The 16456-nt window shown below is 67.0% G+C and carries 20 protein-coding genes and 2 pseudogenes; all 22 read left to right on the top strand.

All coding sequences use genetic code 11. The features are described 5' to 3' along the window. The first annotated feature begins 3 nt into the window (after positions 1-3). The 22 genes and pseudogenes from merP to IMX18_RS06820 all read left to right on the top strand — a co-directional run bounded on the left by merP (position 4) and on the right by IMX18_RS06820 (position 16452). The gene (merP, locus tag IMX18_RS06920) at positions 4-291 is read left to right on the top strand and encodes a mercury resistance system periplasmic binding protein MerP (RefSeq protein WP_003116826.1); all 288 of its coding nucleotides are present in this window, start codon (positions 4-6) and stop codon (positions 289-291) included. Positions 292-301: 10 nt separating this feature from the next. After that, positions 302-1990 (top strand): mercury(II) reductase, encoded by a 1689-nt coding sequence (gene merA, locus IMX18_RS06915; protein WP_003098932.1) that lies wholly within the window; start codon positions 302-304, stop codon positions 1988-1990. An 18-nt stretch (positions 1991-2008) separates the two neighbouring features. After that, positions 2009-2524, top strand: coding sequence for a Tn3 family transposase (locus tag IMX18_RS28380; protein ID WP_003098931.1), 516 nt, complete (start codon positions 2009-2011; stop codon positions 2522-2524). Next, a pseudogene (locus tag IMX18_RS28375) lies at positions 2488-3006 on the top strand (Tn3 family transposase); the annotation flags it as partial. The gene IMX18_RS28380 and the pseudogene IMX18_RS28375, both read left to right, overlap by 37 nt. A 45-nt stretch (positions 3007-3051) precedes the next feature. Beyond that, positions 3052-3336, top strand: a complete 285-nt coding sequence (locus IMX18_RS06905; RefSeq protein ID WP_031629745.1) for a DUF3085 domain-containing protein — start codon at positions 3052-3054, stop codon at positions 3334-3336. A 141-nt stretch (positions 3337-3477) separates the two neighbouring features. Continuing rightward, positions 3478-3928 (top strand): annotated as a pseudogene (locus IMX18_RS28370) (XF1762 family protein). Between the two features lie 310 nt (positions 3929-4238). Continuing rightward, on the top strand, positions 4239-5144 hold the full coding sequence (locus IMX18_RS06895; protein WP_003116825.1) for a DUF3577 domain-containing protein: 906 nt from the start codon (positions 4239-4241) through the stop codon (positions 5142-5144). 145 nt (positions 5145-5289) lie between these two features. Further along, positions 5290-6117 (top strand): DUF932 domain-containing protein, encoded by an 828-nt coding sequence (locus IMX18_RS06890; RefSeq protein ID WP_003116824.1) that lies wholly within the window; start codon positions 5290-5292, stop codon positions 6115-6117. Between the two features lie 94 nt (positions 6118-6211). Next, positions 6212-6901 (top strand): DUF3275 family protein, encoded by a 690-nt coding sequence (locus IMX18_RS06885; RefSeq protein ID WP_003116823.1) that lies wholly within the window; start codon positions 6212-6214, stop codon positions 6899-6901. Positions 6902-6995: 94 nt separating this feature from the next. Further along, positions 6996-7337 (top strand): hypothetical protein, encoded by a 342-nt coding sequence (locus IMX18_RS06880; protein ID WP_003116822.1) that lies wholly within the window; start codon positions 6996-6998, stop codon positions 7335-7337. Positions 7338-7441: 104 nt separating this feature from the next. After that, on the top strand, positions 7442-7849 hold the full coding sequence (locus IMX18_RS06875; RefSeq protein WP_003116821.1) for a hypothetical protein: 408 nt from the start codon (positions 7442-7444) through the stop codon (positions 7847-7849). 16 nt (positions 7850-7865) lie between these two features. Continuing rightward, complete coding sequence (locus tag IMX18_RS06870) at positions 7866-8126, top strand: hypothetical protein (RefSeq protein WP_003090124.1); 261 nt, start codon at positions 7866-7868, stop codon at positions 8124-8126. Between the two features lie 76 nt (positions 8127-8202). Beyond that, on the top strand, positions 8203-8850 hold the full coding sequence (locus tag IMX18_RS06865; RefSeq protein WP_003116820.1) for a hypothetical protein: 648 nt from the start codon (positions 8203-8205) through the stop codon (positions 8848-8850). Positions 8851-8914: 64 nt separating this feature from the next. Then, a complete protein-coding gene (locus IMX18_RS06860) occupies positions 8915-10024 on the top strand; it encodes a DUF6094 domain-containing protein (RefSeq protein ID WP_217190180.1) in 1110 nt (369 codons plus the stop codon). A gap of 50 nt (positions 10025-10074) precedes the next feature. Continuing rightward, complete coding sequence (locus IMX18_RS06855) at positions 10075-10395, top strand: hypothetical protein (RefSeq protein WP_003116818.1); 321 nt, start codon at positions 10075-10077, stop codon at positions 10393-10395. Positions 10396-10484: 89 nt separating this feature from the next. Continuing rightward, a complete protein-coding gene (locus IMX18_RS06850; RefSeq protein ID WP_003116817.1) occupies positions 10485-10790 on the top strand; it encodes a hypothetical protein in 306 nt (101 codons plus the stop codon). A 136-nt stretch (positions 10791-10926) separates the two neighbouring features. Continuing rightward, on the top strand, positions 10927-13206 hold the full coding sequence (locus IMX18_RS06845) for a helicase-related protein (protein WP_004350563.1): 2280 nt from the start codon (positions 10927-10929) through the stop codon (positions 13204-13206). Positions 13207-13344: 138 nt separating this feature from the next. Next, a complete protein-coding gene (gene pilL2, locus IMX18_RS06840) occupies positions 13345-13944 on the top strand; it encodes a PFGI-1 class ICE element type IV pilus protein PilL2 (RefSeq protein ID WP_003098890.1) in 600 nt (199 codons plus the stop codon). Then, a complete protein-coding gene (locus IMX18_RS06835; protein WP_003098888.1) occupies positions 13941-14585 on the top strand; it encodes a hypothetical protein in 645 nt (214 codons plus the stop codon). Before pilL2 ends, IMX18_RS06835 begins: the two co-directional genes overlap by 4 nt. A 12-nt stretch (positions 14586-14597) precedes the next feature. After that, the gene (locus IMX18_RS06830) at positions 14598-15335 is read left to right on the top strand and encodes a TIGR03759 family integrating conjugative element protein (protein ID WP_003098886.1); all 738 of its coding nucleotides are present in this window, start codon (positions 14598-14600) and stop codon (positions 15333-15335) included. Further along, on the top strand, positions 15317-15907 hold the full coding sequence (locus IMX18_RS06825) for a transglycosylase SLT domain-containing protein (protein WP_003109780.1): 591 nt from the start codon (positions 15317-15319) through the stop codon (positions 15905-15907). Before IMX18_RS06830 ends, IMX18_RS06825 begins: the two co-directional genes overlap by 19 nt. Continuing rightward, entirely contained in the window at positions 15904-16452 is a 549-nt protein-coding gene (locus IMX18_RS06820) for an integrating conjugative element protein (RefSeq protein WP_003109779.1), read from the top strand. The genes IMX18_RS06825 and IMX18_RS06820 overlap by 4 nt, the downstream gene beginning before the upstream one ends. The last annotated feature ends 4 nt before the right edge of the window (positions 16453-16456 follow it).

The following is a 16456-nucleotide window of genomic DNA, read 5'->3' as shown; positions in this document are numbered from 1 at the left end:
ACCATGAAGAAACTCACCACCCTCACCACCCTCATCGCCCTGGCCGCCGCTCTAAGCGCGCCCGCCTGGGCTGCCACCAAGACCGTCACCCTGTCGGTGCCCGGCATGACCTGCGCCGCGTGCCCGATCACGGTCAAGACGGCTCTGTCCAAGGTCGCCGGCGTCGAGAAGGCCGAAGTCAGCTTCGAGAAGCGGGAGGCCGTCGTCACCTTCGACGAGGCCAAGACCAATGCCGACGCCTTGACCAAGGCCACCGCAAACGCGGGTTACCCGTCCAGCGTCAAGCAGTGAGGGCGTAATCATGGCCGAGGCGATCACCCTCCACATCGAAGGCATGACCTGCACGTCGTGCGCCGAGCACGTCCAGCAGGCTTTGACGAACGTGCCCGGCGTGCGCGCGGCCTCGGTGTCCTATCCGCAGCGGCAGGCCGAAATCGAGGCGGATGCAGGCGTGAGCGTGGCCCCGCTGGTTGCCGCAGTGGCCACGCTCGGCTATCGCGCACGGCTTACCGACACGCCGAACAAGCCTGCCGGCCTGCTAGACAAGGCGCTGGGCTGGCTCGGTGGCGAAACGAAGCATGTTGGCGGTGAACAAGCGCTGCACGTGGCTGTGATAGGCAGCGGCGGCGCGGCGATGGCGGCTGCCTTGAAGGCCGTGGAGCAAGGCGCCCGCGTCACGCTGATCGAGCGCGGCACCATCGGCGGCACCTGCGTCAATGTCGGCTGCGTGCCGTCCAAGATCATGATCCGCGCCGCGCACATCGTCCACCTGCGCCGCGAAAGCCCGTTCGATGCTGGCCTGCCGGCCGCAGCGCCCGCTGTACTGCGCGAGCGGCTGCTGGCCCAGCAACAAGGCCGCGTCGAGGAGCTGCGCCATGCCAAGTACGAAGGCATCCTGGCAAGCACTCCGGCCATCACCGTGCTGCGCGGCGAGGCCCGGTTCAGGGACACGCGCACGCTGACCGTGGCGACCGCTGACGGCGGCACGCACGAGGTGAACTTCGACCGCTGCCTGATTGCCACCGGCGCGAGCCCGGCGCTTCCGCCAATCCCGGGCCTTGCGGACACACCCCACTGGACCTCCACCGAGGCGCTGGAAAGCAGCTCGCTCCCCGAGCGGCTGGCCGTGATTGGTTCCTCCGTGGTGGCGGTCGAGTTGGCGCAAGCCTTCGCCCGGCTGGGCAGCCAGGTCACGATCCTGGCGCGCAGCACGCTGTTCTTCCGAGAAGACCCGGCCATCGGGGAAGCCGTAACAGACGCCTTCCGCGCCGAGGGCATCGAGGTGCTGGACCACACCCAGGCGAGCCACGTTGCCTATGCGGGCGGGGAATTCGTGCTCACCACCGGGCAGGGGGAAGTGCGCGCCGACAAGCTGCTGGTCGCCACCGGTCGCGCGCCGAACACGCGCAGCCTGAACCTTGAAGCGGCAGGCGTCGAAGTCAATGCGCAGGGAGCCATCGTCATCGACCGCGCCATGCGCACGAGCGCACCGCACATCTTTGCTGCCGGCGACTGCACCGACCAGCCGCAGTTCGTCTATGTGGCGGCGGCGGCCGGCACGCGCGCCGCGATCAACATGACCGGCGGCGACGCGGCGCTGGACCTGACGGCGATGCCGGCGGTGGTGTTCACCGATCCGCAGGTGGCGACCGTGGGCTACAGCGAGGCGGAAGCGCACCACGACGGCATCGAGACCGACAGCCGGCTGCTGACGCTCGACAACGTGCCGAGGGCGCTCGCCAACTTCGACACGCGCGGCTTCATCAAGCTGGTGGCGGAAGCTGGCTCAGGGCGGCTGATCGGCGTACAGGCGGTCGCGCCGGAAGCGGGCGAACTGATCCAGACGGCCGCGCTGGCGATCCGCCACCGGATGACCGTGCAGGAGCTGGCCGACCAGTTGTTCCCCTACCTGACCATGGTCGAGGGACTGAAGCTCGCGGCGCAGACCTTCAACAAGGACGTGAAGCAACTGTCCTGTTGCGCCGGATGAGGAAAAGGGAGGTGTTCGATGAACGCCTACAGCCGCGCCAACCGCCGCATCTACGCGGCCTTGTCCGATCCCCTGTCGGCCACCCACCGGCACCGCCTCGACGATCTGCTCAAGCGCCACGACAACGGCAAGACGACCTGGCTGGCCTGGCTGCGCCAGTCGCCCGTCAAGCCGAACTCGCGCCACATACTCGAACACATCGAGCGCCTCAAAGCCTGGCAGGCGCTCGACCTGCCTTCCGGCATCGAGCGGTCGGTGCACCAGAACCGCCTGCTCAAGATCGCCCGCGAAGGCGGCCAGATGACGCCCGCCGATCTGGCCAAGTTCGAGGCACAGCGCCGCTACGCGACCCTGGTGCGCTCGCCATCGAGGGCATGGCCACCGTCACCGACGAAATCATCGACCTGCACGACCGCATCCTGGGCAAGCTGTTCAACGCTGCCAAGCACAAGCATCAGCAGCAGTTCCAGGCGTCCGGCAAGGCGATCAACGCCAAGGTGCGGCTGGCCACCTCGATCAAGCAGGGCACGGTGACGGCCTCGCTGATGCTCAGGAAACTCGGCAGCTACCCGCGCCAGAACGGCCTGGCCGTGGCGCTGCGCGAGCTGGGCCGCATCGAGCGAACGCTGTTCATCCTGGACTGGCTGCAAAGCGTCGAGCTGCGCCGCCGCGTGCATGCCGGACTGAACAAGGGCGAAGCCCGCAACGCGCTAGCCCGCGCCGTGTTCTTCAACCGGCTGGGCGAAATCCGCGACCGCAGTTTCGAGCAGCAGCGCTACCGGGCCAGCGGCCTCAACCTGGTGACGGCGGCCATAGTGTTGTGGAACACGGTCTATCTGGAACGGGCCTCAAACGCCTTACGCGGTCACGGCCAGACTGTCGATGACGCCCTGTTGCAGTACCTGTCGCCGCTGGGCTGGGAGCACATCAACCTGACCGGCGATTACCTCTGGCGCAGCAGCGCCAAGATCGGCGCGGGCAAGTTCAGGCCGCTACGACCGCTGCAACCGGCTTAGCGTACGATTTTTTCCGTTTTCTGAGACGTCCCCAATCAGTGCCGCATTGTCCTGGTCAAGGATCAGGGCGTGTACTTCCTCGCCGAGCGTGGGGAGCGTCGCCCGGATGGGCGCCAGGCACTGCTCGCCTACGCCGTCGGATGCAACCCGGACACCGACCCGTTCGATGACTGGTGGCACCTCGCCGGCCGCGAGCTGGGCGGCGATGACTTCGCGGAGTATTTCGACCCGAAGGACGGCCTGTTCACGCGCCTCCAGCACTCGGCGGACGATCTCGTGCTTTCCGCCACCGCCACGCACCTGTCCTTAGCAGTGGTGCCTCCCGCCTGACGCGGCAACCGCCTCGCAGCCCCCGCATCGGGGGCCTTCTTTTGTTCGCACCGCCGCCATCGCCGCGCGTGCGCGTTTGTCTCCAGCCGCCGAGGCACGCCCCGCCGGCCACAACGCCGGCATGCCACCGGAGACAACCGCATGAACACGCCATCGACCTCGCCGAGGCTGCACCTCCTACCGGTGTCGCTGCGCACGGCCAATGCATTCGTTCTGTCGCACCATCGCCACCACCGCCCGGTCCAGGGCGCGAAGTTCGCCCTGGCCGTCACGCTGAGCGACAGCGACCTGATCCACGGCGTGGCCATTGTCGGCCGCCCGGTCGCGCGGCACCTGGACGCTGGAAGTCACGCGGCTGTGCACCGACGGCACACCCAGCGCCTGCAGCAAGCTCTACGGCGCGGCCTGGCAGGCGGCAAGGGCGCTGGGCTACATACGCCTGCTCACCTACACCATGCCCGACGAAGGTGGCGCCAGCCTGCGCGCCGCCGGCTGGCGGCTGATCGGCGCGCGCGGTGGCGGCGCCTGGAGCCGTCCCGGCCGTCCGCGCGCCGATACCCCCGAGCACCTGCGCGGCGCCAAGTGCCTGTGACAGGCGCCGGGTGGCGCGGACAAAGGGAAGCGCCCGGGTGCCGATTGATTGCTGCCGCGCGCGCGAGGCCCCGCCATGCTGGCCCCATGCCTGCTGACGTCGTCAGCGACATGCCAGGCAACCATCGGTCTTCGAGGTTGCGGCGCAGTTCCCACTGCGTGACCGAGCCAGCTCGCACCGCATCCTTCCGCGAGCGGCCACCAGCCTCTGGTGGCGGATGCTTTCGCCTTATCAACCCACCGCGGGGTCACGCACCTTCCCCGCATGCGTGGGCCGGTGTGTCTCCGCTTCATCCCAATGGAGATTCACCATGAACACCACGTCCAACGAGAAATCGTATTTCGACCTCCACACCTCGGGCATCGGCTACATCCAGCGTGTCCGTGAAGTGCCCGTCCGGGGCGGCCGCCGTGCGCAGCCTTTCCTGGCATGCACCATCGCCGCGCTGGTCGGCCCCGCCCGGGACCCCAGCTACCGCTACTTCGACGTCAAGGTCTCGGGTGCCGAGGCCAAGAAGCTCGTTCAGCGCTACATCGGCGTTGACGATCCCAAGCAGCGCCCGCTGGTGCGCTTTCGCCTCGGTGACCTGTGGGGCGATGTGTACATCCGCGACAAGGGTGAGCAGAAGGGTCAGGCCGCCGCGTCCCTCAAGGCGCGACTGCTCAAGGCCGAACTGATCGACCGGGCCGAACTGGCTTCGATCGAGCAGCACGAGTTGATCACCCGCGGCATCGGCTATCTCAATCGTGTGAAGGACGTCACCCCAAAAGCTGGCGACTCGTTCCTCTCTTGCACCGTCGCGGCACTGGCCGGGCCTGTCGATGAACCGGAGTATCGGTACTTCGACACCATCGTCGCCACCCCGGAAGCCGAGCACCTGGTTCGCCGGTGCGTTCAGGCCGTCGAGGGTGACCGCAAGGTGCTGATCGCCTTCCGTCTGAACGACATGAAGATCGATCCGTACATCCGCACCAAGGGTGAGCACGCCGGGGAACCGGCCGCCAGCCTGGAATCGACGCTGGTCCACATCGGTCTCATCAAGATCGACGGCACCCAGGTCTATCCGACGAGCCAGGCGCAAGCCGAGGCGCCGCCGGCCGAAGACGCATCCGCGTCCGAAGCCGACGATGCCATCGACACGGCCACCGAGCCCGCCGAGCGCGAGCCCGAGGCGCAAGTCCAGGAGCAGGAGCCGGCATTGGCTGCTTCGTTCTGATCCGGCACGGCCTCTCACGGGGCCTTGTCGCTTTTCCTCCCCACGTACGCCGCGTCCCCAGGACGCGTGCTTGCGCATTTCATCCCCCGAGTTCCGCGTGGTCTCACGGCCACGCGGTTGTCGAATTTCTCAAAGGAGATCAGCCATGTCTCTGGTATCCCGCTTTGCTCCGCAATCCCCGATCCTGCGCTCTGATCGCCCACTCTCGGACGACCGCATTCGTGCCGTCGTTCCGTCGATCTTCGCCGACGCTCCACATGGGAGCCGGTCCGATCGGTATGCCTACATACCGACCTCGACCGTGCTGACCAAGCTGCGCCAGGAGGGCTTCGAGCCCTTCATGGTGTGTCAGACGCGCGTGCGCAACGAAGACCGGCGCGAGTACACGAAGCACCTCATCCGACTTCGCCATGCAAGCCAGATCAACGGCGACGAGGCGAACGAGATCATCCTGCTCAACAGCCATGACGGCACGAGCAGCTATCAGATGCTCGCCGGCATGTTCCGGTTCGTCTGCCACAACGGCCTGGTTTGCGGTGACACCACCGCAGACATCCGCGTTCCCCACAAGGGCGACGTGGCCAGCCAGGTGATCGAAGGTGCCTACGGAGTCCTCGAAGGTTTCGAGCGCGTGCATAACGCGCGCGATGCGATGCGCACCATCACCCTCGATGAGGGCGAAGCGGAGGTCTTTGCGAACTCTGCGCTCGCACTCAAGTACGACGATCCGGCCAAGTCCACGCCTGTCACCGAGAGCCAACTGCTGGCCCCTCGGCGATGGGACGACCGCAAGAACGACCTGTGGGCCGTCTTCAACCGCGTCCAGGAGAACCTAGTCAAAGGGGGCCTGAACGGACGCACGGCCAACGGCCGCAATCAGCGCACCCGTCCGGTGCAAGGCATCGACCAGAACCTGCGCCTGAACCGGGCGTTGTGGCTGCTGGCCGAAGGCATGCGCCAGCTCAAGGCGTGATGCCACGCGGACCTCGCCCACCTCGGGCGAGGCCATTTCCTCTCATCCACCGGGTGCCGTCGGCGGCCCGTCATTCATCATCAGGAGAACCATCATGGCAACCCCATCGGCTTCCGAGAAATCTGTTGCGCCCATCGTCGTCCCCGGCCAGCTCACGCTGCGTACCATCCGCGGCAAGAACGGCCCGTTCACGGTTGGCCGCCTCGCGACGCACCTCGGTACTTTCGAGGTCAAAGACCCGGAGCTGGAGCAGTACCCCGAAGGCAAGTACGACGGGGAATTCATCATCAGGTACATCTTCCCGAAGTCCTATCCGGTCGGCGGCGGCATGCGGTTCGAGATCCGTGCCAGCCTCGACGGCATGACGCTCAACGGCATCGACAAACTCAGCCGCGACGAAGCCCGCAGCTTCGCCACCCAGGACGTCGATCCGCTCGATGAAGAGCAAGGGGCGCAGCCTGCGGCAACGCCGGCCAAGCCCACCAAAGCGTCCAGGCCCGCCAAGCCCGCACCCGTGCAGGCGTCCGCGGACCCGCTGGTCGATACCACGCCCTTCGGCGTGGATGCGCCACCGCCTGCTACGGCCGCTGCCCCCGGCAGCACCGAAGACGGTGACGCCGCGCTCTTCGGCCTGCTGTGGCCGCTGGGCGAGTCCGTGAAACTGGATTCGACCATCGACCGCCGCACCCTGCGCGCGCAGATCGCCCGCCTGGGCGAGCTGGGCTACGCGCTGGACTTCAAGACGCAGGAGTGGAGCCGCCAGGCCGAACCAAAACCTGCGTGATCGCAGACGCCGCATGCGCGGTGTTCTTCATCCACCCGCCGGGGTTCCTTTCCCATGCGGGGGAGGCCCTGGCCATTTTCTGGAGGTCTCCATCATGTCCACCATCGCTTGCGATACCCCGCGTTCAACGCTGGATGAACCCGCGTGGCGGGACCTTTGCAAAGCGGCCGCCGCACACGCCCAGCGCGGTTGCGGCTTGTCCTACGACCACTACGTGACGCTCTTCAGTTCGGCGATCGACGCACAGGCCAATCGTTTGCCGGATGAGCAACGTGCTCAGGCTCTCGAAATCGCGGCCCAGGAATGGGACTACGCAACACCTGCCGAACGGCAGGAAACCCAGGACTGGAATGCGGAGCATGGCTATTGCTCGCACGGGATCGAGTTCGGCTACTGCCCGGCCGGTTGTGATCGAGACGATGACGACTGGGATTGAGGGCGACGCATAGGTTCCTTCGCCGCAGATGCGGCATTCCATCACCCGCTGGGGGTTCTTCCCCACGGGGAGGCCTTCAGCTCAACTTTTCGAGGAGGCCTCTCATGGGCTGGTATTTCTCAAACCAATCGCGGTCCGAACTGATCGCGGAACTGATCGCACCGCAAGAGACCGAGCGCGCCAGCGTCAAGGTCATCGCTCACACCCTGCGCGGCAACGTGCTGTGGTCCGTCGCCGAAGTGACCGCCAAGGTCGAAGGCGTGCATCGTGATCTCGCACCGGGCCAGTCCCTGCGCTACATCCGCTGCGATCTGCTTGAACGAAGCGGCGGCCAGTGGGGCTACAAGTCCTTGGACGAGTCCATGCACCCGTACTACTACACGTGCCCGCTGTCCTATCTGGACCTCGCACCGGAGCAGTCCGCCGACTGGCGTGCAGGCGTTCGCGCCTACCACGCCCGGCGGCGCACACCCACGGCATCCGCGGCATCCGCCGCGGCGTCGATGGCCTGAGCCAGGAGGAACCGACATGGACCCGATCCTGGCAACGCTTCCGCCCTCGTTGCTGGCACTCGTTGAAGGGAGTTTGTCCAACGACGAAGTGTCCTCCGACGAGGAAATGCTGGCGTACTTCATCGACAACGGCCTCACCGAGGACCAGGCACGGCAGGCACTGACCTACCGCGACCAGTACCTCAACAACATCTACCTGGAAGGCTTCACGCCGATCACTTCGGCGGACGAGCCGCTTCACTTCAACCCGCACACCCGGCAGTTCGAGCCGGACTGAGCGGTTTTCTTCCACCCCCTGGGGCAGTACTTGCCCCAGCGGGCGGTGCTGTTCCCGTTCATCCGAGGACACCACCATGCCCGCAAACACTTCTTCCACGCTGTACCGCATCGACGAATGCCCGGACGTGATGGCCGACGCCTGCGTCGGCGATGACCAGGGCAACCTGATCTTCCTGTCCATCTGGGCGCGGGACACCGCCGTCCAGCAGTTCCTCGCTCGCCTGACCCTCGGGCGCGACGAGCAGGGACTGGACCAGTTCCACGTCATCACCGACCAGGGCGGCAGCGTCCCGGTATTCATCGGCAACGTCGATCGCCTGGAAAAGCGCATCACGCGCGCGTACCGGCGGACGCTGTTCGGCTCGCTGTCCAACGTGTGGCTGTTCGACCGGCGCTGCGTCAAGCCCGACAAGGCCAACGCCAGCGCATTGGCACTGCTGCCACGCGACAGCGCCCACAGGCTTGACCGCCTGTGGATGCTGGTGCGGGACACCTGCCCGTTGCCGCTGCTCGATCACTGGCGCGAGACCGTGCTGGAACTGCTGCAAACCCGCGAGATGCTGGCCCGCCTTCCGTTCGCCCTCGGGCCGCTGGAAGGCCATCGGCTCGCCATCGACGTGCCGGCGCTGACCCTGGCGCTCGGCTCCCTGATCCGCAGCGACGCGCTCACCGCCTATCCGTATCCGGCCAAGATTTGGACGCCGGAAGCGGTAGCGGCTTGACCCACCCTCGGAGGCACGCCTTGGCGTACTTCCGTGTTTCATCCCCGCCAACCAGGAGACTTCCATGGCCCTCATGTTCCCGCGGCTCGCCCGCAATTTCGTCAAGAACGGATATTTCCCGACCGACGAACCCACGCTCGAAAGAGCGCTCAACGCACTGATGCCCAGCGACGGGCCGATGTGCATCCTCGATCCCTGCGCCGGCGAAGGCGTGGCGATCGCCGAAGCCGCCCATGCCCTCGGGCGCGAGCAGGCAAAGGCGTTCGCCGTCGAGTTCGACGCGGAGCGGGCGCGCCATGCCCGCGGCCTGGTCGATCACTGCCTGCACGCGGACCTGATGGACACGATGGTCTCCAAGCAGTCCTTCGGGCTGCTCTGGCTCAACCCGCCGTATGGGGACCTGTCCAAGGACGTCAACGGCAACATCGGCTATCAGGGCCAGGGCCGTGCCCGCCTTGAAAAGCTGTTCTACCAGCGCACGCTCTCGCTGCTGCAATACGGCGGCGTGCTGGTTTTCATCGTCCCCGGCTACGTGCTCGACGCGGAGTTGGTCGGCTGGCTGACGCGCCACTACACGGACCTGCGCATCTACCGAGCGGTGGAGACGCAGTTCAAGCAGGTGGTGATCTTCGGACGCCGGGTGCGCCAGCGCGAGCAGGTGCCCGATGGCGTCAAGGCCGTGCGCAATCTGCTGTTGCAGGTAGGGCAAGGCGAAGTCGAAGCCGAGGAACTGCCGAGCGAGTGGCCGTTCCTGCCGTACATCGTCCCCGCCAGCCCGGCCGAGCCAGAGCATTTCTTCCGCGTGACGATGGAGCCCGAGCAGTTCGCCGATGAGGTTGGCAGGCTGCAAGGCTTGTGGCCATCGCAGGACACGCACCTGGGGGCTGCGCAGCAATCGCTGCGTCCACCGGCGCGGGCCTTGTCCCGCTGGCATCTCGCCCTGGCTCTGGCCGCGGGTACGATCTCGGGGGTTGTGCGCTCCAAGACCGGGCGCGTGCTCGTCGTCAAAGGTGACACCCACAAGGACAAGACGCTCCAGCGGGAGTTCACCGAACGCGAAGACGGCTCCATCGCCGAGACCCGCATCCTCACCGACAAGTTCGTTCCCGTCATCCGCGCGTGGGACATGACACCTGGCTCCGCGACACGGGGCGAGGTGTTGACCATTCGCTGATCCACCGGACGCGCTGCCGTCCTGCTGTACCAACTCGAAGGAGAAACACCATGATCCCCAATCCGTTCAAGCGGCCTGCGCCGCACAAGCAACCGTTGTTCGCACCGAGTACGTTGAAGTTGAGCGAGAAGGTGCATTGGCTGGCCCGGCGAGGCCTGATCGACCCCTTGGCCTATGTCCAGCGCCATGTGCGCGGGGACTGGGGCGAGATCGATGAGGCCACACGCCAAGCCAACGACGTGGCGATCCAACAGGACAACCTAATGATCTCGCAGTTCAGGATCACGCCGGACCTGGCGCTGATCGTCAAGACCAGCGAGGACCACCAGACCACGGTGGTCCAGCTTCCCGAAGAGCGGGACCTGATCTGAGGCCCCACATCGTCATCCTCATCCACCTGACGGAGCCACTTCACTCCGGCAGGGGTGTCGTGGCTCAATGACTCATCAAGGAGGAGCCCATGGCATCGCATCGCATCGAAACCTACTGCCAGCGGCTGGCGTTCCCCATCGGGGCGCTCATCTTCAGCAGAGGTGTAGACCGCCTGGTCCGCGCGGGTCGCCTGGACCCGATCCCGTACTTCAGGCGCCACACCCGTGGCGACTGGGGCGACGTCAACATCCAGCAATGGCAGACGAACAGCAGCGCGCTTCAATCGGGCGCGTCGCTGGAATCGCACTACGTGATCCATCCGGGGCTCGCCATTCGCATCGTCACCGATTCGCAGCGCTGCGCAACCGTCATCGTGCTTCCGTCCGAAGACTGAGCACGGTTCACCTGCGGGCCGCCCAGGCCAGCACCTTCAACCACCCTCAGCCACGCGTCGATTCTCTTCCCACCACGGGGCATGCCATTGCCCCGCTGGGGGTGGTGCATGCCCCATTTTTCTTTGGAGCATCACCATGTCCCTCGATCTCGAAACCACTGCCGCTGAATCCGCGCCCGTACAGGGCGAACTGCTCGACGCGGAATCTTCCCCTCTGACCCTGAGCCTTCAGGATTTTGTCGGCGAGTTCGGCGACGAACTACTCGACGCCCTCAACAGCGCTAATCCGCCGGTCTATACCGGCCAACCGCAGGCGCACCGGCAACTGGTGGTCGCCAGCCTCAAGCGCAAGCTGTTCCCAGCCCAGGCCGAAGTCGTCCACGCCGCCGCCGAGCTGCTGATCGACCGTGGCGAACGTGCTGCGATCGTCAATGGCGAGATGGGCTGCGGCAAGACGACCGTCGGCATTGCCACGGCCGCCGTGCTCAACGCCGAAGGCTATCGCCGCACTCTGGTGCTGTCGCCGCCCCACCTGGTTTACAAGTGGCGGCGCGAGATCCAGGAGACGGTGGCCGGTGCCAAGGTGTGGGTACTCAACGGGCCGGATACGCTCGTCAAGCTCATCAAGCTGCGCGAGCAGTTGGGCGTGCAGCCCACGGGCCAGGAGTTCTTCGTCCTGGGGCGCGTCAGGATGCGGATGGGCTTTCACTGGAAGCCTGTCTTCACCACGCGGCGCACCCGCCACGGCGACGTGGCGGCCTGCCCGGACTGCGGCACGGTCATCACCGACCTCGACGGCGAGCCGGTCAACCCGATCGCGCTCCAAGCCGAGGAGTGCCGCAGGAAGTGCGGCCACTGCGCCGCGCCCCTGTGGACACTGATCCGCCCGCGCAGTCTGTCCGGCAGCGACCAGTCCTCGGCCGTGCTCAAAGCCTTAAAGCGCATACCGACCATCGGAGAGGTCACCGCGCAGAAGCTGATGCAAAAGTTCGGTGACGGGTTCCTGGCGTCGATGCTCGGCGACAACATCCATGAGTTCATCAACCTCATGGATGGCAACGGCGAGCTGGTGTTTTCCGACCGTCAGGCCACGCGCATGGAACGTGCGATGGCCAACATGGAGTTCGGCTTTGGCGAGGGCGGCTATCAGCCGTCCGAGTTCATCAAACGCTACCTGCCGCAAGGCACGTTCGACCTGCTCATCGCCGATGAGGCACATGAGTACAAGAACGGGGGCAGTGCCCAGGGCCAGGCCATGGGCGTGCTGGCGGCGAAGGCTCGCAAGACCTTGCTGCTGACCGGCACGTTGATGGGCGGCTACGGGGACGACCTGTTCCACCTGCTGTTCCGAGCCCTTCCGGGGCGGATGATCGAAGACGGCTACCGCCCGACCACGAGCGGCAGCATGACCTCGGCTGCGATGGCGTTCATGCGCGATCACGGGGTGTTGAAGGACATCTACTCCGAGAGCACCGGCACGGCGCACAAGACGGCCAAGGGCACCAAGGTATCGGTGCGCACGGTCAAGGCCCCGGGGTTTGGCCCCAAGGGCGTGCTGCGCTGCATCCTGCCGTTCACGATCTTTCTCAAGCTCAAGGACATCGGTGGCAACGTCCTGCCGCCGTATGACGAGGAGTTCCGTGAAGTCGCGATGGACACGGCGCAAGCCGCGGCCTACCGCGATCTGGCGGGTCGGCTGACCGCGGAGCTGAAACAGGCTCTGGCGCGACGCGATACGACCTTGCTGGGTGTGGTCCTCAACGTGCTGCTGGCCTGGCCGGATTGCTGCTTCCGGTCGGAGACCGTGGTGCATCCGCGCACGCGCAACACCTTGGCGTTTGTCCCGGCTCAGTTCAACGAGTTCGAGATCAGCCCCAAGGAGCGTGAGCTGATCGACATCTGCAAAGAGGAGAAGGCGCAGGGCCGCAAGGTCCTGGCCTACACGGTCTATACCGGCACGCGCGACACCACGTCGCGCCTGAAGGTGTTGCTGGAGCAGGAAGGCTTCAAGGTGGCGGTGCTGCGCGCGAGCGTGGATGCCAGCCGCCGCGAAGACTGGATCGCCGAGCAACTGGACCGTGGCATCGACGTGCTCATCACCAACCCCGAGTTGGTCAAGACGGGGCTGGACCTGTTGGAGTTCCCGACGATCGTGTTCATGCAGTCGGGCTACAACGTGTACTCGCTCCAGCAGGCGGCACGCCGCTCCTGGCGCATCGGGCAGAAGCAGCCCGTGCGTGTGATCTACCTCGGCTACGCCGGTTCCTCGCAGATGACCTGCCTGGAGCTGATGGCCAAGAAGATCATGGTCTCGCAGTCCACCTCGGGCGACGTGCCCGAATCCGGGCTCGATGTCCTGAACCAGGACGGTGATTCCGTCGAGGTCGCACTGGCCCGGCAGCTTGTCGCCGCATGACACGTTCCACTTACGGCCCTTCGGGGCCGTTTTTTTTGCCGCTCCCGGTAAATCGGACGCTGCCTGGTTCGCATTGTTTGCTGCCGCTCGCGGCCTGAGCGGCGATGGTGAGGGCTGGATGTTTCAGGACGCCGAGCTATGTGCCCCTCTCCACCGTGGTTTCACTATCCCGAACGCCGCCTTCTGGCGGGATTTCTCGGCCTGCTGTGGTCGGTGCTGGCCGGTGGCTGCGCGACGACGACTGCGCCGGTCGCGCCCGACACCATCGCGGAAGTCTTGGCCGCGCCTGAACCCGAGGCTTCCGAGTACATCCCGGTCGTGCGCTACGCCCGCTACACACTGGTCGAACTGGCACCCATGGCGGCGCAGCGCGACCTGTTGTTGCAGACCATCGACGTGTCCATGCCCGAGGATGCCCGCGCCACGGTCGGGGATGGGCTTCGGCACGTGCTCAAACGCAGCGGCTATGGCCTGTGCCAGACCGCGCATGCCGTGATCGAGCTGTACGCGCTGCCGTTGCCGGCGGTACACCTGCACCTCGGCCCCATGACCTTGCGCGATGCGCTGCTCACGCTGGCTGGCCCGGCCTGGGAACTGCACGCGGATGACCGCGCACGGCAAATCTGCTTCGAGCGGCCCGGCGATCGCGCGGTCGCCGAGTCCCCATCCGAGCCACCCGCCACCGAGGCGGTGCAGACGTTCCCGCTGGCACCCATGGTTTCGGGAGGCCAGCCATGAACGCCCCGCAACCTGCCCAGCGATCGACCGCCGCCGTGGTGGTGCAGAGCCTGATGTGGCTCTGGTTGATCTTCCTCAGCGTCTTGGCGGCCCTGGGCTACCAGGCCCTCAGCGACCAGGCCGACCAGGAGCGGCTGGATTCCCGCCTGCAACGCCTGGAAGCGCAGGCAACTGGCTTGGCCGAGACGATCGAGGCCATCCAGCAGCGCCCGGCCGTCGCGACGGACGCTGACCTCAAAGACACCCGCCAGATTCTGGAAGCACGCGCGGCCCAGGTCGAGAAATCTCTCAGTGGCTACGCAGCGGCCGACGACCTCCAGGCGCTGCGCGCGGAGGTCGAGCAGATCAAGGCGCGCCAAGCCGCCGCGCGTGCCACCGCACCCGCCCAGCGGCGCGCATCGCGCACGTCCGCCGCCTCCAAGACCGAGCTGCCGCCGCTGCCATTCCGCGTCGTCGGCGCCGAACTGCGCGCCGGCCAGCGCAGCGTGTCCGTCGCGCCGAGCATCGGGGACTTCACGCCCGCCCAACTTCAGGTGCTGCTGCCCGGGGATGCGGTCGGCCCGTGGCGCCTGCAGGCGATCGAGGGCAACACCGCAGTGTTCCAGGCCGGCAACCAGACCCGCCGCGTGGCGATTCCCTGACCGGAGCACCCCATGAAGCCGTCGATCCTCCTTTTCGCGGTCCTGGTGGCGTCGTCGCAATGGCCCGCCTGGGCGCAGCAGCCCGCAACGACCTCGGCGCGCAACGCACAGAGCCAGGAGCGCCCGCTGGCCGCCCGCGTGCTGGACGACCGGGTGGCAACCGAATGGGGCTTGCAGCCACAAGAATGGGCACGCTACCGCGAGCTGATGGATGGGCCGCTGGGTATCTACTCGCCCAACCTGGACCCGCTGTCCGCCCTGGGCATCGAAGCTCGCACGGACGAAGAACGGCGCCGCTATGCGGAACTGCAGGTGCAGGTGGAAGCGCGCCGCGTCGAGAAGCTGCTCGCCTACCAGCGCGCCTACGACGAGGCCTGGCAGCGCCTGAATCCGGGGATGCAGCGCGTGAACCTGCCCGACGACAAGCCGGGCGCCGGCCCATCCAGCAGTCCCTTGCGCGGCAGCGGCCGCATGGCGGTGTTCGTCAAGGACGGCTGCGCAGCCTGCGGACAGCTCGTGCAGCGCCTGCAATCCTCGGGCGCGGAGTTCGACCTGTACATGGTGGGCAGCCGCCAGGATGACGCGCGCATCCGCGACTGGGCCAAGCGCGCGCAGATCGACCCGGCGCGCGTGCGCGCCGGCAGCATCACGCTCAACCACGACGGCGGCCGCTGGCTGTCACTGGGCCTGCCCGGCGATCTGCCCGCCGCCGTGCGCGAAGTGAACGGCCAATGGCAGCGCCAGCCGTAGCCATGCCCCTGCGCGCACTGGTGCTCACTGCCGGCCTGTATGCCGTTGCCGCCCTGGCCCAGGAGGTTCCGCCACCGGCTTACCAGCTTGCCGCCCAGCGCGCAGGCATCCCCTCGACCGTGCTCTACGCCGTGGCCTTGCAGGAGAGCGGCATCCGGCGCAACGGGCGCCTGGTGCCGTGGCCGTGGTCCCTCAACGTCGCCGGCCAGTCGCGCCGCTTCGCCACGCGCGCCGACGCCTGCGCTGGCCTGCAGCAGGCGATGCGCGCCACGCCGCACACGCGCATTGATGCGGGCCTGGGCCAGATCAACCTCGGCTACCACAAGCACCGCTTTACCGGCGCGTGCGACCTGCTGGATCCGTATCGCAACCTGGCCGTTGCCGCCGAGATCCTGAAGGAGCAGCACACCCCCGGCGAGGACTGGCTGCTGGCGATCGGCCGCTACCACCGCCCCGCAGGCGGCGAGCCCGCCGCCCGCTATCGGCGCAGCGTGTCGCGCCACCTTGCCCGCGTGCAGGGCACGCGACCAGCCGCCGCGGTCCTCGCGGCGCGCCAGGAGACCTCCCCATGACGAAACCCCATCCCGCCCATCTCGCGTTCACGGGCCTACTCATGCTGCTGTCAGGCCTGCCGCTGGCCTCGCGTGCCGGCGAGCCACTGATCGTTGTCGAGGACCGTGGCGGCACGTCGGCATTGCCGTACTACGAAGCCCTGAATCTCCAGCCGCGCGCCAACGCACCGGCGCGGCCGTCCATCCCGACGCCCCAGGTTCCTGCCACACGGGCGGACGAAGCCGCGATGCTGCCGGTGCGCAGCGCCAAGCTCACGCCCGGCACCGTCGCGCGACGGGTGATCGAAGCGCCCGGCCTGCGGCCGTTCGTGGTCATCGGCGACGACGAGGCTTCCCGGGCCTGGTTGCAGCGCCGCGCCGCCGCTTTGCGCGAACGTGGCGCGGTCGGCCTGGTCGTCAACGTCGAGACCGCGCAGGGCCTGGCGCGGCTGCGCGCCCTGGTGCCGGGCGTGCCGCTCGCGCCCGTGGCCGGCGACGACCTGGCCGATCGCCTGGGCCTGCGGCACTACCCGGCGCTGATCACGGCCACCGGCATCGAGCAATGAAGCC

Source organism: Pseudomonas shirazica, from assembly GCF_015168335.1.
Classification (GTDB): Bacteria; Pseudomonadota; Gammaproteobacteria; order Pseudomonadales; family Pseudomonadaceae; genus Aquipseudomonas; species Aquipseudomonas asiatica.
Note: the sequence above shows the minus strand (reverse complement) of the source record. Positions and strands in the feature narration are given on the sequence as shown.

What these genes read in the sequence shown, in the direction of transcription:
- merP (WP_003116826.1), top strand. Translation starts at nt 4, where the DNA reads ATGAAGAAACTCACCACCCTCACCACCCTCATCGCCCTGGCCGCCGCT.
- merA (WP_003098932.1), top strand. Translation starts at nt 302, where the DNA reads ATGGCCGAGGCGATCACCCTCCACATCGAAGGCATGACCTGCACGTCG.
- IMX18_RS28380 (WP_003098931.1), top strand. Translation starts at nt 2,009, where the DNA reads ATGAACGCCTACAGCCGCGCCAACCGCCGCATCTACGCGGCCTTGTCC.
- IMX18_RS06895 (WP_003116825.1), top strand. Translation starts at nt 4,239, where the DNA reads ATGAACACCACGTCCAACGAGAAATCGTATTTCGACCTCCACACCTCG.
- IMX18_RS06890 (WP_003116824.1), top strand. Translation starts at nt 5,290, where the DNA reads ATGTCTCTGGTATCCCGCTTTGCTCCGCAATCCCCGATCCTGCGCTCT.
- IMX18_RS06885 (WP_003116823.1), top strand. Translation starts at nt 6,212, where the DNA reads ATGGCAACCCCATCGGCTTCCGAGAAATCTGTTGCGCCCATCGTCGTC.
- IMX18_RS06880 (WP_003116822.1), top strand. Translation starts at nt 6,996, where the DNA reads ATGTCCACCATCGCTTGCGATACCCCGCGTTCAACGCTGGATGAACCC.
- IMX18_RS06875 (WP_003116821.1), top strand. Translation starts at nt 7,442, where the DNA reads ATGGGCTGGTATTTCTCAAACCAATCGCGGTCCGAACTGATCGCGGAA.
- IMX18_RS06870 (WP_003090124.1), top strand. Translation starts at nt 7,866, where the DNA reads ATGGACCCGATCCTGGCAACGCTTCCGCCCTCGTTGCTGGCACTCGTT.
- IMX18_RS06865 (WP_003116820.1), top strand. Translation starts at nt 8,203, where the DNA reads ATGCCCGCAAACACTTCTTCCACGCTGTACCGCATCGACGAATGCCCG.
- IMX18_RS06860 (WP_217190180.1), top strand. Translation starts at nt 8,915, where the DNA reads ATGGCCCTCATGTTCCCGCGGCTCGCCCGCAATTTCGTCAAGAACGGA.
- IMX18_RS06855 (WP_003116818.1), top strand. Translation starts at nt 10,075, where the DNA reads ATGATCCCCAATCCGTTCAAGCGGCCTGCGCCGCACAAGCAACCGTTG.
- IMX18_RS06850 (WP_003116817.1), top strand. Translation starts at nt 10,485, where the DNA reads ATGGCATCGCATCGCATCGAAACCTACTGCCAGCGGCTGGCGTTCCCC.
- IMX18_RS06845 (WP_004350563.1), top strand. Translation starts at nt 10,927, where the DNA reads ATGTCCCTCGATCTCGAAACCACTGCCGCTGAATCCGCGCCCGTACAG.
- pilL2 (WP_003098890.1), top strand. Translation starts at nt 13,345, where the DNA reads ATGTGCCCCTCTCCACCGTGGTTTCACTATCCCGAACGCCGCCTTCTG.
- IMX18_RS06835 (WP_003098888.1), top strand. Translation starts at nt 13,941, where the DNA reads ATGAACGCCCCGCAACCTGCCCAGCGATCGACCGCCGCCGTGGTGGTG.
- IMX18_RS06830 (WP_003098886.1), top strand. Translation starts at nt 14,598, where the DNA reads ATGAAGCCGTCGATCCTCCTTTTCGCGGTCCTGGTGGCGTCGTCGCAA.
- IMX18_RS06825 (WP_003109780.1), top strand. Translation starts at nt 15,317, where the DNA reads ATGGCAGCGCCAGCCGTAGCCATGCCCCTGCGCGCACTGGTGCTCACT.
- IMX18_RS06820 (WP_003109779.1), top strand. Translation starts at nt 15,904, where the DNA reads ATGACGAAACCCCATCCCGCCCATCTCGCGTTCACGGGCCTACTCATG.